General features: G+C 69.1%; 19 protein-coding genes. 11 read left to right on the forward strand and 8 right to left on the reverse strand.

What is annotated here, in order from left to right; translation table 11 throughout:
* The first annotated feature begins 139 nt into the window (after positions 1–139).
* The 5 genes from KV203_RS15260 (at position 140) to KV203_RS15280 (ending at position 4,536) form a co-directional block, all read left to right on the forward strand.
* A complete protein-coding gene (locus KV203_RS15260; RefSeq protein ID WP_066472788.1) occupies positions 140–433 on the forward strand; it encodes a chorismate mutase in 294 nt (97 codons plus the stop codon).
* Positions 434–595: 162 nt separating this feature from the next.
* Entirely contained in the window at positions 596–2,236 is a 1,641-nt protein-coding gene (gene pgi, locus KV203_RS15265; protein WP_066472790.1) for a glucose-6-phosphate isomerase, read from the forward strand.
* Positions 2,237–2,281: 45 nt separating this feature from the next.
* Positions 2,282–2,701, forward strand: coding sequence for a hypothetical protein (locus KV203_RS15270; protein ID WP_066472792.1), 420 nt, complete (start codon positions 2,282–2,284; stop codon positions 2,699–2,701).
* A gap of 121 nt (positions 2,702–2,822) precedes the next feature.
* Entirely contained in the window at positions 2,823–3,044 is a 222-nt protein-coding gene (locus KV203_RS15275; protein WP_157079888.1) for a KTSC domain-containing protein, read from the forward strand.
* A gap of 58 nt (positions 3,045–3,102) precedes the next feature.
* Entirely contained in the window at positions 3,103–4,536 is a 1,434-nt protein-coding gene (locus KV203_RS15280) for a dihydrolipoyl dehydrogenase family protein (protein ID WP_066472799.1), read from the forward strand.
* Between the two features lie 7 nt (positions 4,537–4,543).
* On the opposite strand, the gene KV203_RS15285 is transcribed toward KV203_RS15280, so the two are convergent.
* Both KV203_RS15285 and KV203_RS15290 read right to left on the reverse strand, forming a co-directional pair.
* On the reverse strand, positions 4,544–6,196 hold the full coding sequence (locus KV203_RS15285) for an acyl-CoA dehydrogenase family protein (RefSeq protein ID WP_066473012.1): 1,653 nt from the start codon (positions 6,194–6,196) through the stop codon (positions 4,544–4,546).
* Positions 6,197–6,200: 4 nt separating this feature from the next.
* Positions 6,201–6,803, reverse strand: a complete 603-nt coding sequence (locus KV203_RS15290; protein WP_066472801.1) for a TetR/AcrR family transcriptional regulator — start codon at positions 6,801–6,803, stop codon at positions 6,201–6,203.
* A 66-nt stretch (positions 6,804–6,869) separates the two neighbouring features.
* Between KV203_RS15290 and KV203_RS19955 the strand changes: the two genes are divergently transcribed.
* The 3 genes from KV203_RS19955 to KV203_RS15300 are packed head-to-tail and all read left to right on the forward strand — an operon-like array spanning position 6,870 to position 9,797.
* Positions 6,870–6,998, forward strand: a complete 129-nt coding sequence (locus tag KV203_RS19955) for a hypothetical protein (RefSeq protein ID WP_255246960.1) — start codon at positions 6,870–6,872, stop codon at positions 6,996–6,998.
* Positions 6,995–8,233 (forward strand): hypothetical protein, encoded by a 1,239-nt coding sequence (locus KV203_RS15295; protein ID WP_066472802.1) that lies wholly within the window; start codon positions 6,995–6,997, stop codon positions 8,231–8,233. Before KV203_RS19955 ends, KV203_RS15295 begins: the two co-directional genes overlap by 4 nt.
* 43 nt (positions 8,234–8,276) lie before the next feature.
* Positions 8,277–9,797: a carboxylesterase/lipase family protein gene (locus KV203_RS15300; RefSeq protein WP_066472804.1), complete on the forward strand. Its 1,521-nt coding sequence runs from the start codon at positions 8,277–8,279 to the stop codon at positions 9,795–9,797.
* 19 nt (positions 9,798–9,816) lie between these two features.
* Here KV203_RS15300 and KV203_RS15305 read toward each other — a convergent pair whose 3' ends face one another.
* Positions 9,817–10,683: an Fpg/Nei family DNA glycosylase gene (locus tag KV203_RS15305; protein WP_066472806.1), complete on the reverse strand. Its 867-nt coding sequence runs from the start codon at positions 10,681–10,683 to the stop codon at positions 9,817–9,819.
* Positions 10,684–10,693: 10 nt separating this feature from the next.
* On the reverse strand, positions 10,694–11,443 hold the full coding sequence (cobF, locus tag KV203_RS15310) for a precorrin-6A synthase (deacetylating) (protein ID WP_066472808.1): 750 nt from the start codon (positions 11,441–11,443) through the stop codon (positions 10,694–10,696).
* Between the two features lie 118 nt (positions 11,444–11,561).
* Between cobF and KV203_RS15315 the strand changes: the two genes are divergently transcribed.
* Positions 11,562–12,362, forward strand: coding sequence for a thymidylate synthase (locus KV203_RS15315; RefSeq protein ID WP_066472811.1), 801 nt, complete (start codon positions 11,562–11,564; stop codon positions 12,360–12,362).
* Entirely contained in the window at positions 12,352–12,849 is a 498-nt protein-coding gene (locus tag KV203_RS15320) for a dihydrofolate reductase (protein WP_066472820.1), read from the forward strand. Before KV203_RS15315 ends, KV203_RS15320 begins: the two co-directional genes overlap by 11 nt.
* Here the strand turns inward: KV203_RS15320 and KV203_RS15325 are convergent.
* Positions 12,836–13,879: an LLM class F420-dependent oxidoreductase gene (locus KV203_RS15325; RefSeq protein ID WP_066473014.1), complete on the reverse strand. Its 1,044-nt coding sequence runs from the start codon at positions 13,877–13,879 to the stop codon at positions 12,836–12,838. The two genes, KV203_RS15320 and KV203_RS15325, sit on opposite strands and share 14 nt — an antisense overlap.
* Before the next feature lie 213 nt (positions 13,880–14,092).
* On the opposite strand from KV203_RS15325, the gene KV203_RS15330 reads away from it, so the two are divergent.
* Positions 14,093–14,620, forward strand: a complete 528-nt coding sequence (locus KV203_RS15330) for a hypothetical protein (protein WP_066472822.1) — start codon at positions 14,093–14,095, stop codon at positions 14,618–14,620.
* 26 nt (positions 14,621–14,646) lie between these two features.
* On the opposite strand, the gene KV203_RS15335 is transcribed toward KV203_RS15330, so the two are convergent.
* The 3 genes from KV203_RS15335 to KV203_RS15345 form a co-directional block, all read right to left on the reverse strand.
* Positions 14,647–15,342 carry an SDR family oxidoreductase gene (locus KV203_RS15335; protein ID WP_066473015.1) on the reverse strand — a complete coding sequence of 232 codons (696 nt, stop codon included), beginning with the start codon at positions 15,340–15,342 and terminating at the stop codon, positions 14,647–14,649.
* Between the two features lie 208 nt (positions 15,343–15,550).
* Positions 15,551–16,243, reverse strand: coding sequence for a M23 family metallopeptidase (locus tag KV203_RS15340; RefSeq protein WP_157079889.1), 693 nt, complete (start codon positions 16,241–16,243; stop codon positions 15,551–15,553).
* A gap of 450 nt (positions 16,244–16,693) precedes the next feature.
* Positions 16,694–17,149, reverse strand: a complete 456-nt coding sequence (locus KV203_RS15345) for a PAS domain-containing protein (protein WP_066473016.1) — start codon at positions 17,147–17,149, stop codon at positions 16,694–16,696.
* Positions 17,150–17,318 lie beyond the last annotated feature (169 nt).

The raw sequence follows: 17,318 nt of genomic DNA on the forward strand, positions 1-17,318 counted from the left end.
ATCGACGGTCCGACGAGGGCTACACTGAGCAGCCACGTGATAACGCGGACAGACATGTTCGTAGGCGTGTCGGCAACTTGGACAGCGGTAACGGCCCACGGCTCGACTGCGATCCCAGTTCCGACGCAAGGAGAGGTACATGAGCAGCCCTGCCAAGGCGACCGGGCCCGATTCCTTTCTGCCCCACAGCGAGGCGGAGATCGAGGAATTGCGGAAGGAAATCGACCAGCTCGACGCGGAGATTCTGTCCGCGATCAAGCGGCGAACCGAGGTTTCCCGAATTATAGGCCGAACCCGGATGGCATCCGGGGGAACCAGGTTGGTGCACAGCCGGGAGATGAAGGTGCTGGAACGTTTCAGCGAGCTGGGCCAGGAAGGCCACACGCTCGCGATGCTCCTGCTCCGCCTGGGCCGCGGCCGACTGGGGCACTGATCGGGTGGGCCGACACGCCCACCACGCCGGCATCTCGACACCGAACTGCCGGCACCAGGCTGCTGCACCTGTTTCCCAGGCGCAGAAGTCGGTCTCGGCTTTCGCCGTTCACCCACCGATCAGCCCGCGGCCGCTGGGTCCTGCCGATTAGGCTCGGTAGTCATGAGTGACGACATCACCGGCACGGCAGCATGGCACGACCTGGAACGGCATCACGATCAGGTAAGCGCACTGACCCTCCGCGACCTGTTCGCCGCCGACCCGGACCGCGGGACCGCGCTGACCACGACCGCTGGCGAGCTCTACATCGATTACAGCAAGCATCGGGTAACTCCGGAGACGCTGAGCCTACTGGTCGAGTTGGCGCGGACCGCAAATGTCGAGCAACGCCGCGACGAGATGTTCGCCGGCGCGCACGTCAATACCTCGGAAGACCGCGCGGTGCTACACACCGCGTTGCGTCTGCCCGCCGACGCGACCCTGACGGTGGACGGCCGGGACGTGGTGCCCGATGTCCACGAGGTGCTCGCCAAGATGGGCGCCTTCACCGATGCCGTCCGTTCCGGGGCGTGGCGTGGCGCCACCGGGCAGCCGATCGCCACCGTGGTGAACATCGGCATCGGCGGCTCCGACCTGGGGCCGGACATGGTGTACCGCGCACTGCGGCACTACTGCGACGGCCCCGCCTGTCGTTATGTGTCCAACGTCGACCCGGCCGACCTGACCGCCACGCTGACCGGGCTGGATCCGGCGACAACCCTGTTCGTGGTGGCGTCGAAAACCTTCTCCACGCTGGAGACCCTGACCAACGCCACGGCGGCCCGGCGCTGGCTGGTCGAGGCACTCGGCGCGGACGCCGTACCGAAGCATTTCGTGGCGGTCTCGACCAACGCGGAGCGGGTCGCCGAGTTCGGCATCGACACCGCCAACATGTTCGGCTTCTGGGACTGGGTCGGCGGTCGGTACTCGGTCGACTCGGCCATCGGGCTGTCGGTGATGGCGGCCTGCGGACGGCAGCGCTTCGCCGAGTTCCTGGCCGGCATGCACGAGCTCGACGAACACTTCCGCACCACCCCGCTCGCCGAGAATGCGCCGGTGCTGCTCGCGCTGATCGGCCTGTGGTACTCGGACTTCTTCGGCGCCGATTCGCGGGCGGTGCTGCCGTACTCGAACGATCTGGCCCGGTTTCCGGCCTACCTGCAGCAGCTGACCATGGAATCGAACGGCAAGTCGGTCCGGATCGACGGTAGCGCGGTGACCACGCGCACCGGCGAGGTCTTCTGGGGCGAACCCGGAACCAACGGCCAGCACGCCTTCTACCAGCTGCTGCACCAGGGCAATCGGCTGGTCCCGTGCGACTTCATCGGGTTCGCCGAACCCACCGACGATCTGCCCACCATGGACGGCACCGGCAGCATGCACGACATTCTGATGAGCAACCTGTTCGCGCAGACCGCGGTGCTCGCCTTCGGCAAGGACGCCGAGGAGGTCGCCGCAGACGGCACCCCGACCGAGCTGGTACCACACAAAGTGATGCCGGGGAATCGGCCGACCACCACGATTCTGGCACCGAAACTGACCCCGCGCACGGTCGGTCAGCTGATCGCGCTCTACGAGCATCAGGTCTTCACCGAAGGGGCGATCTGGGGGATCAACTCCTTCGACCAGTGGGGCGTGGAGCTGGGCAAGAAGCAGGCGCTGGAACTGGAACCGTTGCTCACCGACACAGACCCACCGACCGACGATCTCGACTCGTCGACAGCCGAACTGATCCGCCGCTATCGCGCCGAGCGGGGTCGCTGATCCCCGGGGTCGCCTCCCGACGTCGAGTTAGGCTACCCTTATTTCATGGCGTTACCAGACATCGGCGTCGAGCATCGAGCGGACCCGGACCGGCCGCGACTGCGCCAGGTCGTCGATCGGATGATCGACCTGCAACGAAGCGCGCTGGCCGTACGGCGCGGAGTCGAGGACAACCTGGTGGGCGTCGTCTCGGCGCTGGGTGATCGATGCGGTGCTCGCCCGGCGGTCCGGGACGACCGCCGGACGAGCACCTGCGCGTACTTTCGGGAGCAGCAGATCGGGTTGCTACGCGATGTGGCCGTGGCCGAGCACGACTTCGGCAAGCGCTTGATGATCGCGGCTCGGCCACTGGTCGACGACGCATCGTTCGCCAGGCTGTGGATCGCCCTGCGGAACTCGGGCAATACCCCGCGGGTGCGGATACGCGGCCGCAGCACCGTCGAGTTCGGTACCCCTACCGGCTGACCGCCCCGGCCGGGCGATCACGATCGCTCGAACCGCCCGTAGGCGGCGATTCGACGGCCCCGGTAGCCGCGGGCCAGACTGGGCGGGTGCCAATCGCAGCAGCACCTGGGGAGTGCGTTCGATGAGCCGGCCGACGATGATCGCGTTCGAGTCGCGCGCGATCCAGCGGATCGGTTACGACCCGATCGACTACGAGCTGTGGGTGGAGTGGGCCGGCGGCGACACCTACATCTATGCGCTGGTCCCGATGTCGGTCTATCTCGATCTGGTCGGCGCAAAGTCCAAGGGACGCTTCCTGCACGACGTGGTCAAGCCGCGATATCCGGTTCGCCGGGCCGAGTGAATCCCGACGTCGACGGCGCGCGGCCGCCGCCACGGACGAGCCGACTACCGTAGCGGGCATGGGCGACGGCGCGGCATCCGACGAGTTCGACGTGATCGTGATCGGCGGCGGGCCGGCCGGTGAGAACGCCGCACAGTACGCGATCGCCGGCAGCGATCGGACCGCCGCACTGGTCGAGCGGGAACTCGTCGGCGGCGAATGCTCCTACTGGGCATGTATGCCGAGCAAGGCGTTGCTCACGCCCGTCCATTTTCTCGACCGAGCCCGCCACCTACGCGGGATCACCGGCACCGGAATCGATCTCGATGCCGTGCTGGCTCGGCGCGACGACTTCACCGCGCACCATGCCGACACCGGCCAGGTGGCCTGGGCCCAAAGCGTCGGCGTCGCGGTGATCCGGGGTGCCGGTGCGCTCGCCGGCGACCGCCGGGTCCGGGTCGGCGACCGGGAGCTGATCGCGCGCCAGGCGGTGGTGCTGGCGACCGGGAGCACCGCACTGATACCGGATGTGCCGGGCCTGCGCGCCGCGTTGCCGTGGATCTCCCGGGACGTGACCAACCTGCGCGAACTGCCCCGCCGGGTGCTGATTCTGGGCGGCGGCGTGGTCGCCTGCGAGGCGGCGACCTGGCTCTCGGCATTCGGTGCCGCCGTCACCATGGTGGTCCGCGGCGACCGGTTGCTCGGCGGGATGGAACCGTTCGCCGGCGAGCGGGTCGCATCGGCGTTGGCCGAACGAGGTGTGGAGATCCGGTTCGGCGCCGGGCTCGACGCCGTCACCCGGACCTCGCCCGCGGCGACCGGCGCGGGCCGAATCCACGGTGGTCCGGTCACCGCGACCGTCGGTGGCACGGTGCTCGAGGCGGACGAGCTGGTGGTCGCGACCGGCCGCGCCCCGGCGACCGCCGGGCTGGGTCTGGCAACGGTCGGCCTCGACGACCGCGCGGTCGCCGTCGACGACCACCTGACCGCGATCGGCGTGGCCGGCTCCTGGCTGTACGCGGTCGGCGACGTGACCGGTCGAAACCTGCTCACCCACATGGGAAAGTACCAGGCACGGGTATGTGGCGACGTGATCGCGGCGCGGGCTCGGGGAGGGCCGCTGGACGGGCCGCGGTACCGCGCCACCGCCGACCACGGCGCGGTACCCGCGGTGGTGTTCAGCGCACCGGAAGTGGCCACCGTCGGTCGCACCGAGCAGGCGGCGCGGACCGCGGGATTCACCGTGGTCGCGGTCGAACTGGATATCTCGGTCGCCGGTTCCGCACTGCTGCGCGACGACTACGCCGGGCACGCCAAGCTGGTCGTCGACCGTTCGACCGGGCGGTTGCTCGGCGCGACGTTCGTCGGTCCCGACGTGGGTGAGCTGCTGCAGGCGGCGACGGTCGCGGTCGTCGGCGAGATACCGGTCGAGCAGCTGTGGCATGCGGTCCCGGCGTACCCGACGGTGAGCGAGGTGTGGTTGCGGTTGCTGGAAAAGCTGCGCGATCGCTGAGCCGAGCTCAGCTCGTTTCCGGAACTCGTTCCCGCAGAATCGCATCGACCGCGACACCGGTCGGCAATGTGCCGAACGCCAACCCGTGGTCGCCGGCCAATCGGGTCGCGCAGAACGCGTCCGCCACCGCAGCCGGACCATGTTGCACCAGTTGCGAACCCTGGAACACCAGCGCCATCAACTCGACCACCCGCCGCGCTCGGTACTGCGCATCGTCGAGGTCGGCGAGTTCCTTGCCGAGCCGGGCGATCGCGTCGTCCAGCCGCGGGTCGGCCCCGCCCGCCCGGCCCACCTCGGCGAAGAACGCCGTCACGGTACCGGGCTGACGCGCCATGGCGCGCAAGGCATCCAGTGCCGCGACGTTGCCCGACCCCTCCCAGATCGACATCAGCGGCGACTCCCGGAACAACCGCGGCATTCCCGAGTCCTCCACATAGCCGTTGCCGCCCAAGCACTCCAACGCTTCGGCGGCGTGCATCGGCGCCCGCTTGCACACCCAGTACTTGCTCACCGCCAAGGCGATCCGGCGCAGCTCGGCCTCCGCCGCGTCCCCGGCGGCCGCACGATCGGTCGCGCCGGCCAGCCGCAGCATCACCGCGGTGGCTGCCTCGGACTCGATCACCAAGTCGGCCAGCACATTCTGCATCGCCGGCAGATCGATCACCTCCGCGCCGAACGCCCGGCGATGTCGCGCGTGGTGCACCGCCTGCACCACGCCGTACCGCATCCCGGTCGCCGAGCCGATCACGCAGTCCAATCGGGTCATGTTGACCATCTCGACGATGGTCCGCACCCCGGCACCTTCGTCTCCGACCCGCCGGCCGAGGGCCCCCTCGTACTCGATCTCGGCCGAGGCGTTGGACTTGTTGCCCAGCTTGTTCTTCAACCGCTGCAACCGGATCGGGTTGCGCGAGCCGTCCGGCAACACCCGGGGCAGCAGGAAACAGGTCGGGCCGGCGCTGTTCGGCGTCCGGGCCAACGTGAGGAACAGGTCCGACATCGGCGCCGAGGTGAACCACTTGTGCCCGACGATGCAATACCACCCGTCCGGTTGCGGCGTCGCCGTCGTGGTGTTGGCCCGCACGTCGGAGCCACCCTGCTTCTCGGTCATCGACATGCCGGCGATCAATCCGGCCTTGGTCGACGGCTCACGCAACCCGTAGTCGTATGTCGTCGCCGCCAGTAACGGCTCGTACCGGGCGGCCAGCTCGGGGTTGTGCCGCAGCGCCGGAATCACCGCATAGGTCATCGAGATCGGGCACATGTGACCCGCGTCGGCCATCCCCCAGACGTGGAACTTCGCCGCCCGCGCCACGTGTGCGCCGACCCGCCCCGAAACCCACGGTGCCGCATGCAGACCACTGCGGACCGCGACGTCCATCAGCGAGTGCCAGTGCGGATGGAACTCGACCTCGTCGATCCGGTGTCCGAACCGGTCGTGGGTGTGCAGGACCGGCGGATACTCGTTCGCCAGCCGGCCCCACTCCTGGGCCTGCGCCCCACCCGCACGCCGGCCGATCGCGCGCAGGTCGGCCTCGGCCCAACCCGCCCCTTCCCGATGCAGGCCGGCCAGCAGGGCTGGGTAGCCGGCCGCGTCGAACGGCGCCAGCGGCGGAACCTGATTGTGCACCTCGTGGGTCGGCGTCCAGTTCGTCGGCATCTGATCACTCCTGTTCTCGTGCGCCCAGGGCACGCAACGAAAATCCGACGAACTCGGCCACCACCGCGGTCGCATCCAGTCCGTCGGCGAGCGGCCCGCCCAGCACCTCGGCGAGCCCGCCGACCAGCGCTGCCGCCGATGTTTGCGGGTCCTGCGGCGGTAGTAGCCCCTCGGCGAGGCCGGCGGCGATCGCGGTCGCGAAGGTTCGGGCGAACGCCTGCCGGAACACCAGCCGCTCGGCGTCGAGCGCGACGTCGACCGGTTCGGTGAGCAGTGTGTAGGCGAGCCGAGGATTCTTCAGCGCGCGGCCGGCGAACGTCTCGATCGCGCCGCGCACCCGCTCCGCCGGTGTCCCGCTCGCGCCGGCTGCCGCCACCGCCTCGACCTCGCGCCCGGCGACCCGCCGGAAGATCGTGGTCACCAGCTCGGCCTTGCCGGCGAAGTGCCGATAGACGGTACCCACGGCGACGCCCGCGCCCGCGGCGACCTCCGCTATCGACAGGCCCCGGTAACCGTCCCGGGACAGCACCTCGATCGCGGCGCGCAGGATTTCCTCTTCTTGCGCGTCCAGGCGAGCTTGCACGGCCGGACTTCGGCGGTATGCCACACAAATACTGAATCAGAGTTCATTTCTTTGCGCAAGACGTCGTCCGCCGGACTACAGTCGGCGAACATGAGCGCGCCGCGAACGGGCGTCCGGGGGGCACGCAACGGCCCGGCGATCCGCAGCCCAGCGATCCGCAGCCGACCGGACAAACGTAACGCGGTCGACGACCCGACCGCCGTCGGCCGGCCGGAGTGAGCCGGCTCTCGGTCGTCGACGAGATCTTCCTGCGCAGCCACCGCGGGCTCGGCACGCCGATCGCAATGCAGGGGATCTGGCGGACCGCCGACCAGGTCGCGCCCGATCTGCTGGCCGAACTGCATTCCCGACTACGCGTGAGCGCGCTCGGGCGCCGGGTCGTGATACCCCGGGTACCGGGCGCCCGGCCCCGCTGGCAACCGAGCGTCCGGGCGTATCCACTGGACTATCGCCACACCGCCGTTTCGCCGGCCCGGGTCGCGGCTTGGGCCTGGTCGGTGGTGCCGGAGCTCGACCCCGAACACGGCCCGGGCTGGCACCTCGCCGCGGCACCGATCGCCGCCGGTGGCACCGCGGTCGCGCTGTCGGTATCCCATGTGCTTGCCGACGCCCGCGGGATGCTGCTGGCCGTAGCCGACGCGTTGACCGGCCGCACCCGGGCCGTCGCGGAACCGGTCGACTCCGACTGGGCCGACGCGGGCCGGCAGTATCGCATCGCGGTGGGCGGCACGATCGGGGCGTTGGTCCGCGGTGGGCGCCCGCCGGCGACACCGGCGGTCGAACGACGGCCGGCCCCGGCCGATCCGATACCGCGAAGCGCGATCCTCGACATCCACCCGCCGGACTGGGCCGCCGCGGCCGCGAGCCGGGCTGTCAGCGGCAACAGCCTGTTCGTCGCCGTGGCAGCAAACATCTTGTGGGGCAGCGGCTTCGACAACGATGTCATCGACGTCGCACTACCGGTCGACGAGCGGCGAGCCGGCGCCACCGACGTGGCGAACCAGCTGCGGATGGCGACCACGGCGCTGCGCCGCGGCGCTGCGCCGACCGCCGTCCAGGATGCCTGTCGCGTCGGCTACGCGCGTCCGGCCGGCCCCCCGAACGGATTTCCGGCCGAGCTGCTCGGCGTGCTCCCCCGACGACTCGCCTATCGGCTGTCCGCCGGTGCCGGCGAACGCGACCTGCTGTGCTCGGACATCGGCCGATTACCGAACGAGTTGGCCACGCTGGGCCGCCATCGCGCCGACGCGGTCGCGGCGCGGGCCGTGCACCCGCGGCTGCCCGCCGCACGCTTTCCACGCACCCGACTGTCGGCGTACCTGTGCCGCGGGCCGCAGGCGCACACCCTGGCGCTGGTCTCACTGGACCCGGATCGGGTGGTATCCGACGACGCGCTGACCGCTCTGGCCCGGACCGAACTGGCGGCGTTGGGTGTGGAGACACACCCCTGGTAGGGACTCGTACTCCGTAAACGTTAACCGCGGTTACCATTCGGTCATGAAGATTCATACCGCCGACGGAGTGGTCCGCGGGATCGCCGGCCGACACGTCGATCGGTGGTTGGGCATTCCCTTCGCCGCTCCACCGGTCGGCGAGCTACGGCTGCGGGCGCCACAGCCGGTGACCCCGTGGGTCGGCGTCCGCGACGCCCTGGCCTTCGGTGCCGCCGCGATCCAACCCCGGTTCGGCACGATGACCGGGGTTCGCCGGCACCAACCGATGAGCGAGAACTGCCTCACGCTCAACGTCACCGCTCCGGCCGGCCCGGCCGGCTCGCCGCGGCCGGTCATGGTGTTCATCCACGGCGGCGGTTACCTGATCGGCACCACCGCGCTGGGCCTCTATTCCGGCTCGCGGCTCGCCGCCCGGGGCGACGTGATCTATGTGTCGCTGAACTACCGACTCGGCCCGCTCGGCTATATCGACTTCGGCCGATACGGGACCGCGGACCGGCGGTTCGACAACAACCTGGGTCTACGCGACCAGGTCGCCGCCCTCGAATGGGTGCAACGCAACATCGCCGCCTTCGGTGGCGACCCCGACAACGTCACCATCTTCGGTGAGTCGGCCGGCGCCGCCGCGGTATGCGCACTGCTGGCCACGCCGGCCGCGAAAGGACTGTTCCATCGGGTGATCGCGGAGAGCGCGCCGGCGGACTGGGTGGTCGACCCGGCGACCGCGGACCGCTATGCCCACGACACGCTCGTCGAGCTCGGGGTAGACCCCGGCGACCACGCCGCCGCCACCGACGCGCTCGGCAAAGTCGACGCGCACGAACTGCGCCGGGCCAGCGCGCGGGTGGCCCGGGCGCAGATGCGGGAACGCCCGGGCCTGCCGGACACCGCGCCGGTGGTCGACGGCGAATATCTGCCGCAGTCCCCGACAGCTGCGATGCGGGACGGCAACGCGCATCGGGTGCCGCTGATCATCGGGACCAACCGGAACGAAGCGACTCTCTTCTCCCGGTTCGACGAGGGCCTGCCCACCGATCAGGCGCGGCTGACCAAGCTGTTCGCCGGCGCCGATCCTCGGGTGGTGGCTCAGCTGAACGGCGTGTACGGCAGCTACACCGACGGCCGCCGATCGATCCGGCTCGGCGGTGACTACGCGTTCTGGCGGCCCACGATCGACGCCTGCGAGGGGCACAGCAGCTACGCGCCGACCTACAACTATCGATACGATTTTGCCCCACCGGTACTGAACCGATCCGGGTTCGGCGCCACGCACGCGTGGGAGATGTTCGCGGTCTTCGGCTACGGCGACACCGCAGCCGGGCGAGTGCTCACCGCAGGTGGCCGGCGCACCATGCGAGCGCTGATCGGCCAGGTCCAGGGGCAATGGTTGAGCTTCGCCCGCACCGGCGCGCCGCAGCCGTCGTGGCCGGCCTACACCGCCGATCGGCGGGCGACCCTGGTGTTCGACAAGCACACCCGGGTGGTGGACGACATCGACCAGCAGCGCCGACTCGCCTGGGCGGCGTACCGGGACGCGTCTGCCGAGCCGGGGACCGCTGCCTGATCGACGGTGCCGGCCCGAGCTACTTCAGCAGCCGGGACATCCGCCGATCCGCCAACGGCTTGCCGCCGGTCTGACACGTCGGGCAGTACTGGAACGAACGATCCACGTAGGCCACCTCGCGAACGGTGTCACCGCAGACCGGGCACGGTAAGCCGGTGCGGGCGTGCACCTGCATCCCGGACCGCTTCTCACCTTTCAACCGGGCCGCGTCCTGACCGACCGAGCGCTGCACCGCATCGGTCAGCTCGGCGCGCATCGCGGCGTAGAGCCGGGCGATCTCGTCGTCGGTCAGTTTGGCGGTGGTGGCGAACGGGGACAACTTCGCCCGATGCAGGATCTCGTCGGAGTAGGCGTTGCCGACGCCGGCGATCAGAACCTGGTCGACCAGGGCGTTCTTGATCCGCTGCGACGTCCCGCGCAACAGGGCAGCGAACTGCGGCTCGTCCACCGTGAGCGCGTCCGGGCCCAGTTTCTCGATTCCCGGCACGGATTGCGGGTCCTCGGTCACCCAGACGGCGAGCCGCTTCTTGGTCCCGGCCTCGGTGAGATCGATCGCCGGCGTCGCACCGTCCGGGGTGAAGAAGTGAATCCGCAATGCCAGCGGTCCCTTGCCCGGCTTCGGCGGCGCGCCGCTCGGGTTGTCGATCCAGCGCAGCCAGCCGCCCCGAGACAGGTGGGTGATCAGCCACAGCCCGGCGCAGTTCAACCCCAGATGTTTGCCCCACCGACCGGCACCGGTCACGTCCCGGCCCTGCAGCGCGGTCACCGGCGGGTCGAACGTCTTCAGTACGCTCAGCGCCACCACGTCCACCCGGCCGACCACCGCACCGGTCGCGTTCGCCCGCAGGAACTGTGCGAGCGCTTCGACTTCGGGCAGTTCGGGCACGCCGTCGAGGCTACCCGCGGGGTCGGCCCAGGGGGCGCCGCAGCAGGTAGGTGTCCATGATCCAACCCTTCCGGGCCCGCAGCTCGGACCGAACGTCGCGGATGCGCTCGGCCACCTCGGCGACCCGCCCGGCGATCAGCGTCTCGTCCGGCATGCCGAGATAGGCCCCCCACCAGACCTGGCTGTCCGGCGGTAGCGCGGCGAAATCCGGATCGGCGTCGAGCATGACCACCGCGTCGTGGGTCAACCCGTCCTCGCGCAGCCGCCGCCCGGTGGTCAGCTGCACCGGCTCGCCGACCCGGTTGAGCACGATCCGGTGCCGGGCCGCCAGCGCCGCAACGCTGGTGACGCCCGGAATCACCTGGTAATCGAAACGCGTCCCGCCCGCCAGCACCCGCTCGACGATCCGCAGCGTGCTGTCGTAGAGCGCCGGGTCACCCCAGACCAGGATCGCCCCCGTTCCGGCCGTCCGGGCGAACTCGACGGCCAATGCGGTCGCCCGCCGGTCGTGCCAGTCGTCGACGGTCTGCACATAGTCGGTCGGGGTCCGCTCGCGCGGCGGGTCGGGCACCTCGACCACCCGATAGGGCCCGGTGACGTGTTCGGTCAGGATCCGCGCGCGTAGCTCGGCGAGTTCCCGCTTCTGCGCGCCCTTGTCCACCACGAAGAACACGTCCACGGCGTTCATCGCCTTGATCGCCTGCACCGTCACCTGGTCCGGATCGCCGGCACCGATCCCGATCACGTAGAGCTTCTGCACAGTGCAGGATTCTGCTCGCTCACCGGGCAGAATCGCGCACGGCCTGCTGCCGGGTCCCCAGCCCGTCCTGCGCCGCCATCAGTCGGTTCACCTCGAGTTCCGGCCGTACACTACGCGCGTGACGGTCGATACCCAGTACGAGGACTTGTTGCGGCACGTCCTGGCAGCGGGTGCGGCGAAGGGCGATCGCACCGGCACCGGAACTCGCAGCGTGTTCGGCCATCAGTTGCGCTACCCGTTGACCCAGGGCTTCCCGCTGGTCACCACCAAGAAAGTGCACCTGCGTTCGATCGTCTACGAGCTGCTGTGGTTTCTCCGGGGCGACTCCGACGTCGGCTGGCTGCGTGAGCACGGCGTCACCATCTGGGACGAGTGGGCCGGGCCGAACGGCGAGCTGGGCCCGATATACGGCGTGCAGTGGCGGTCCTGGCCGACCCCGGACGGTAACCACATCGACCAGATCTCCGGCGTGCTGGATACCCTGCGCCGCGACCCCGATTCGCGCCGGATGGTGGTCTCGGCGTGGAACGTCGCCGAGCTGGACCGGATGGCGCTGGCCCCCTGCCACGTGCTCTTCCAGTTCTACGTCGCCGACGGCGCGTTGAGCTGCCAGCTGTACCAGCGCAGCGCCGACCTGTTCCTCGGCGTGCCGTTCAATATCGCCGGCTACGCACTGCTCACCCATATGGTGGCGCAGCAGGTCGGACTGACGCCGGGCGACTTCATCTGGACCGGCGGGGACTGCCACATCTACGACAACCACGTCGAGCAGGTCACCCGGCAGTTGGGGCGCGAGCCGTACCCGTTCCCGACCCTGCGGTTGCGAGCGGCGTCGTCACTGTTCGACTACCGCTACGACGACGTGGACGTGGTGGACTACCGGCATCACCCGGCGATCAAGGCGCCCGTTGCCGTCTGAGGCGGTCGTGCTGATCTGGGCGCAAGCCCGGAACGCGGCAATCGGCCTGCACAACGCGCTGCCCTGGCATATTCCGGAAGACCTGAAGCACTTCAAGGAACGCACCGCAGGGCACCCGGTGATCATGGGCCGGCGAACCTGGGACTCCCTGCAGCCGCCCTTTCGGCCGTTGCCCGGTCGGCGCAACATCGTGCTGTCCCACGACGACGCCTGGACCGGGTCGGGCGCAACCCGGGCCGCCGACCTCGAGGAAGCGCTGAGGATCGCCGGACCGGGACGGACCTACGTGGTCGGCGGCGCCCAGACCTACCGCGCGGCAATGCCTTACGCCGACTTTCTGGACGTCACCGAGATCGACGCGGACTACCCCGGCGACGCCTATGCCCCGGAGATCGACCCGGCGATCTGGCACCTGGCCGAGGACGGACCGTGGCAGGTCTCGGCCGGCATCCGCTACCGGTTCCGCGGCTATCTCAAGCGTCGATGATGCTGCGCAACTGCTCGATCAAGCCGACCCTGGCTGCGGTGTCCGTGCCGAGCGGCGCGACGTTGAGGCAGGTAACCCCGGCCGCGGCGAACGCCGCGACGCGTTCGGCGACGAACCCGGCCGGCCCGATCAAGGAGACCGCGCGGACGAGCTCGGTCGGTACCGCCGCGGCCGCCGCGGTCTTCTCGCCGCTCAGATAGAGCTCCTGGATGCGGGCGGCAGCGTCACCGTAGCCGTAGCGGGTGGCCAACTCGAAGTAGAAGTTCTTCGTCCGCGCCCCCATCCCGCCGATATACAGCGCCATCATCGGCTTGACCCAGTCCAGCAGCGGCTCCACGTCGTCGCCGATCGCCAGCGCAGGCCCGGCATAGATATCCAGCTCCCCGAGCGCCGGGTCACGTTTCGCCCGGCCCGCAGCCAACGACTCCCCCCACACCCGCTCGGCCTTGTCCGGATCGAAGAAGATCGGCTGCCAGCCCTCGGCAAGTTCGGCGGTGAGCTCGACGTTCTTCGGCCCCAGCGCCGCGAGCAGGATCGGGATCCGCTCCCGAACCGGGTGGTTGATCAGCTTGAGCGGCTTGCCCAACCCGGTCCCCTGATCGGCCGGCAACGGAATCTGGTAGTACCGGCCGGCGTGCACCACCTCTTCCCGACGCCACACCTGCCGACAGATCTCGATGATCTCGCGGGTCCGGCCGAGCGGCGCGTCGTACGGCACCCCGTGGAAACCTTCGACCACCTGGGGCCCGGACGCACCGAGGCCGAGCACGAACCGGCCGCCGGACACATAGTCCAGGCCGGCGGCGGTCATCGCGGTCAATGACGGCGTCCGGGTGTAGAGCTGCAGGATGCCCGAGGCGAGCTGCAACCGGGTGGTCCGGGCGGCCAGAAAGCCGAGAGCGCTCACGGCGTCGAAGGAGTACGCCTCCGGCACGAACACGATGTCCAGTCCGGCGCGCTCCAGGTCGGCGATCTCCGCCGCCGTCGCCTCGAAGCCGCCCGCGTAATTGGTTGTCAATCCGATCCGCACCGCACAACCGTACGTGGCCGACACCCGAAAAGTCGGGGCTGTCGCCTGGATCGCGCAACGGGTTCCATGAAAGCGAGGCCGGAGATCGTCGAGGGGTCAGCCTCTGTTCGCGGCAGGACTCCGATACGGGGACGGAGTCCGACAGCCCGACGAACAGGGGCTGTCGATCTCCGTCTTCTCAATCATTCTGGTCGCTTCACCTATGGTGTGGCCATGAGTGCACGAACCGGAGTAGTCCCGGTAGTTCGTGGGGCGATCTACTTCGGCGTTGCGATTGTTCTCGCTGCGATCGTGGGGATCGCGATCGTGGCATCGTTCGGTAGCGGGCGGGTGTTCACCGGGCTGCTGGTCGGCGCGCTGCTGTTCCTCGTCGTGGCGTTTGCGCTCTTCTGGGCCGACGCCGTCGTGCTCGACGAGCAACAGATCACCGTCCGGGTCCCGTGGGCCGCGACCGAACTGGGCTGGGATCGCGTGCTGGCAGCTCGGTTGGCGAACATGCCGGACGGCCGATGGTCGCTGGCGTTGGACCTGACCGCTGGTAACGAGCCGTACAACGAACTGCTGCTGCTGGCGATCCCGCCCGTGGTCCGCAAGGTCGGCAACGCGTACGAGCTGCGCAAGCGCGAGCAGGTCGGCGAGGTGCTGGATCTGCTGCGGGCCAAGCAGGTACCGATGACGGTGCTCCCCGAGATTCGGATGGCATTGGCCGACTTCTGGCAGATCGACCTGCCGGTCGGCTGACCCCTGTTCCGGCGCAAAACCGACGTTCAGGAGAACCGGCGCAACACCGCGTCCGGAGCCACCTTCAACGCTCGGCCCAGCACCTCCCACGGCCAGCGCGGCACCATCGCCTCCGCCGGTTCCGCCTCGATGGCGTCGACCATCGCACGGTGTCCGACGGCAGCCTCGACCTGCAGCGGAGTCTTGCCGACCCGGGCCGTCATCTCCGACTCGATATAGCCGGGTAGCAACGTCGTGACCCGGATCGGGGTGTCGGCGACGCTCAACCGGATGCCTTCCCCCAGGTGTGCCGCACCGGCTTTCGAGGCGGCGTAAGCGGTCACGTTGCCGGCCGCTCCGCGTACCGCGCTGATCGACGCGACCACGACCAGGTGACCGGCATTGCGCTCACGGAAGATCTCCATCGCGGCCTCGCATTGGGCAAGGAGAGCGATGAAGTTGGTCTCGGCAGTCTGCTTGTTCACCGCAAACTTGCCGGTACCGATCGGCTGGCCCTTACCCAGACCGGCGTTGGCGATCACCCGATCGAGCCCGCCGAGCTCGGCATCGGCGGCCTGGAACACGCGGAAGACCGCGTCGTGGTCGTTGACGTCGAGCTCGTACACCTTGACCGTGATCCGCGGATACTGCGCGCGCAGCTCCGCGGCCAAGGCATCCAACCGGTCGATACGGCGAGCACAGAGCGCCAGATTGCGCCCCTCAGCGGCAAACAGGCGGGCCATACCTTCGCCGAGGCCCGAACTGGCTCCGGTGATCAGGATGTTGCGTCGTTTGATCGGCTTCACCCCCGGGTACCCCCCAACTGTCGGCACGAGCGGCTCGCGGTAGCTGCCACCAGCCCGAGAGGAGCGGAAATGACATCGGCAACCGCGGCCAGTGATGTCGCCGCGGTTGCCGAGTGGGCGAAATTCATGCCCGAAAGATTAACGGTCAGTCGTCGCCCCAGTGCAGAGCGACGCCATGATCGGTCAGCCACGGCGCCGGATCGACTTTCGTGCCGTCCGGCTGCCAGATCTCCAGGTGCAGGTGCGGACCGGTGGACCAGCCCAGGTTCCCGACCGTGGCGATCACGTCGCCGGCGTTGACCCGCTGGCCGACGCTGGAGAGGATGTCGTTCACATGGCCGTACACGCCGATGGTGCCGTCGTCGTGTTGTACCCGAACCCACTGCCCGAAGCCTGAGGCCGGGCCGGCTTCGATGACGGTGCCGCTGGCGACCGATCTGATCGGCGTACCGATCGGGTCGGCGAAATCGAGCCCGGAGTGCATCGAGCCCCAGCGATAGCCGAATCCCGATGTGATCTGGCCGCTGTCGACCGGCCGCACCACCTGAGCCTGCGGCACGATCGGCGCGGCGGCCTGCGCAAACCCCTGATTTACATCGTCCACCACTCCCTGCACCTCGGCAGGCAGCTCGAGGCTGGCCGGTAACTCCACCTTCGGCGGCTGCAGCGCCTGGGCGAACTGCTGGAGCGGAAGCGCCTGGGCAAGCTGCTCGATCGGCCCGGGAACGGGCGCCGGAGCCGGCGCCGGCGCTACCGGAGTGGCGTCGGCGACCCCGGGATGGATTACCTGATAGCCCGACGCGAGCATTGCGCCGGCCGCTACGGTTGCGGCGATCATCCGCTGCGAGTCGATCGACGGCGCCCTGTGCCTGCCGCCGTGACCCACCCTTCCTGGCGCGACGAGCTCAGCTGCCGCGATGTTCGACGGGCGAGTGCGATGCTGTGGCGACACGATGGAATCCCTCGATCTGTTATCGAACGGTTTGGTAACGAATCGGTATACGTCCCAGATAGAAGAATACATCGCCGTGACCGGATCGCAACATAGCGGCCTTGACCTGCGGATTCGACAGGCCTAAGAAGATCGATCGTCGAGGGAGGCGACCGAGGCCGGGACAGTTGGGGCTTACCCCGCGGCGGGCATGTCTACACCGACGAGGTCACCGACGGCAAACCCGCCCGCTACCGTCCAGCAGCCGACCGGCGTGGATGTGGCCGACCGGAATTTTGCCGGCATGAATGAGTCCGGCATGAATGTGGCCGGCGGGAATGTAATCGAACAACCGACTCAGGTCGGGCGGGCGTCTGCCTCCAGGCCGCCATGCTCGTACGGACTCTGCGTGATCCGGCCGTCCGACCACAGTTGATCGGTGACGTCGTGGAAGGCAACGAGCGCCACCGGGTCGTCGGCACGCCGCAACGCCGACGAACTGATCACCGCGCGGACGACGGACTCGTCCTCATGCCACAGCTCGACGAGCCGACCCGCCCACGTCCGCAACGTGGCCGCCAGGCCCTCTTCCATCGCCGGGCGCTGCACCAGGAGGTCCGGGAACAAAATCTCGCTCATCGCGCCGGACTCGTAGCCGAGCATGTGCTCGAAGGCCGGGTTGGCGTGGACGATGCCGCCGTCGGGCGACACTGCAACGATCGGAACCGGAAGGCGATCGAGCAGGGTCAGTGCGGACAACTGCTCCAAGTAGTCCCACGGCGTGTGCGCCTCTGCTTGCCTGCGCTCGTCCACCAGTACACCCCGTCGTTCGTCGAAGTTGAAGTCGCGATCCAATCCTAGCCACAAGCTCGACCATGTCGCGCGCAACCCAGACGTTGCCGATGACCTCGCACGACAGACCTGTTTCCGGCGACCCCGCCCGGGACCCTCGATCAGCCGAAACATGACGAGGCCGGACCGG

The organism is Skermania piniformis (assembly GCF_019285775.1).
GTDB lineage: Bacteria > Actinomycetota > Actinomycetes > Mycobacteriales > Mycobacteriaceae > Skermania > Skermania pinensis.

Bases quoted from the DNA above. Each gene is read 5' to 3' on its own strand.
- KV203_RS19955 (WP_255246960.1), top strand. From the start codon at position 6,870: ATGAGCGCGCCGCGAACGGGCGTCCGGGGGGCACGCAACGGCCCGGCG.
- pgi (WP_066472790.1), top strand. From the start codon at position 596: ATGAGTGACGACATCACCGGCACGGCAGCATGGCACGACCTGGAACGG.
- KV203_RS15330 (WP_066472822.1), top strand. From the start codon at position 14,093: ATGAGTGCACGAACCGGAGTAGTCCCGGTAGTTCGTGGGGCGATCTAC.
- KV203_RS15340 (WP_157079889.1), bottom strand. From the start codon at position 16,243: ATGATCGCCGCAACCGTAGCGGCCGGCGCAATGCTCGCGTCGGGCTAT.
- KV203_RS15285 (WP_066473012.1), bottom strand. From the start codon at position 6,196: ATGCCGACGAACTGGACGCCGACCCACGAGGTGCACAATCAGGTTCCG.
- KV203_RS15270 (WP_066472792.1), top strand. From the start codon at position 2,282: ATGGCGTTACCAGACATCGGCGTCGAGCATCGAGCGGACCCGGACCGG.
- KV203_RS15260 (WP_066472788.1), top strand. From the start codon at position 140: ATGAGCAGCCCTGCCAAGGCGACCGGGCCCGATTCCTTTCTGCCCCAC.
- KV203_RS15275 (WP_157079888.1), top strand. From the start codon at position 2,823: ATGAGCCGGCCGACGATGATCGCGTTCGAGTCGCGCGCGATCCAGCGG.
- KV203_RS15300 (WP_066472804.1), top strand. From the start codon at position 8,277: ATGAAGATTCATACCGCCGACGGAGTGGTCCGCGGGATCGCCGGCCGA.
- KV203_RS15335 (WP_066473015.1), bottom strand. From the start codon at position 15,342: ATGGCCCGCCTGTTTGCCGCTGAGGGGCGCAATCTGGCGCTCTGTGCT.
- KV203_RS15280 (WP_066472799.1), top strand. From the start codon at position 3,103: ATGGGCGACGGCGCGGCATCCGACGAGTTCGACGTGATCGTGATCGGC.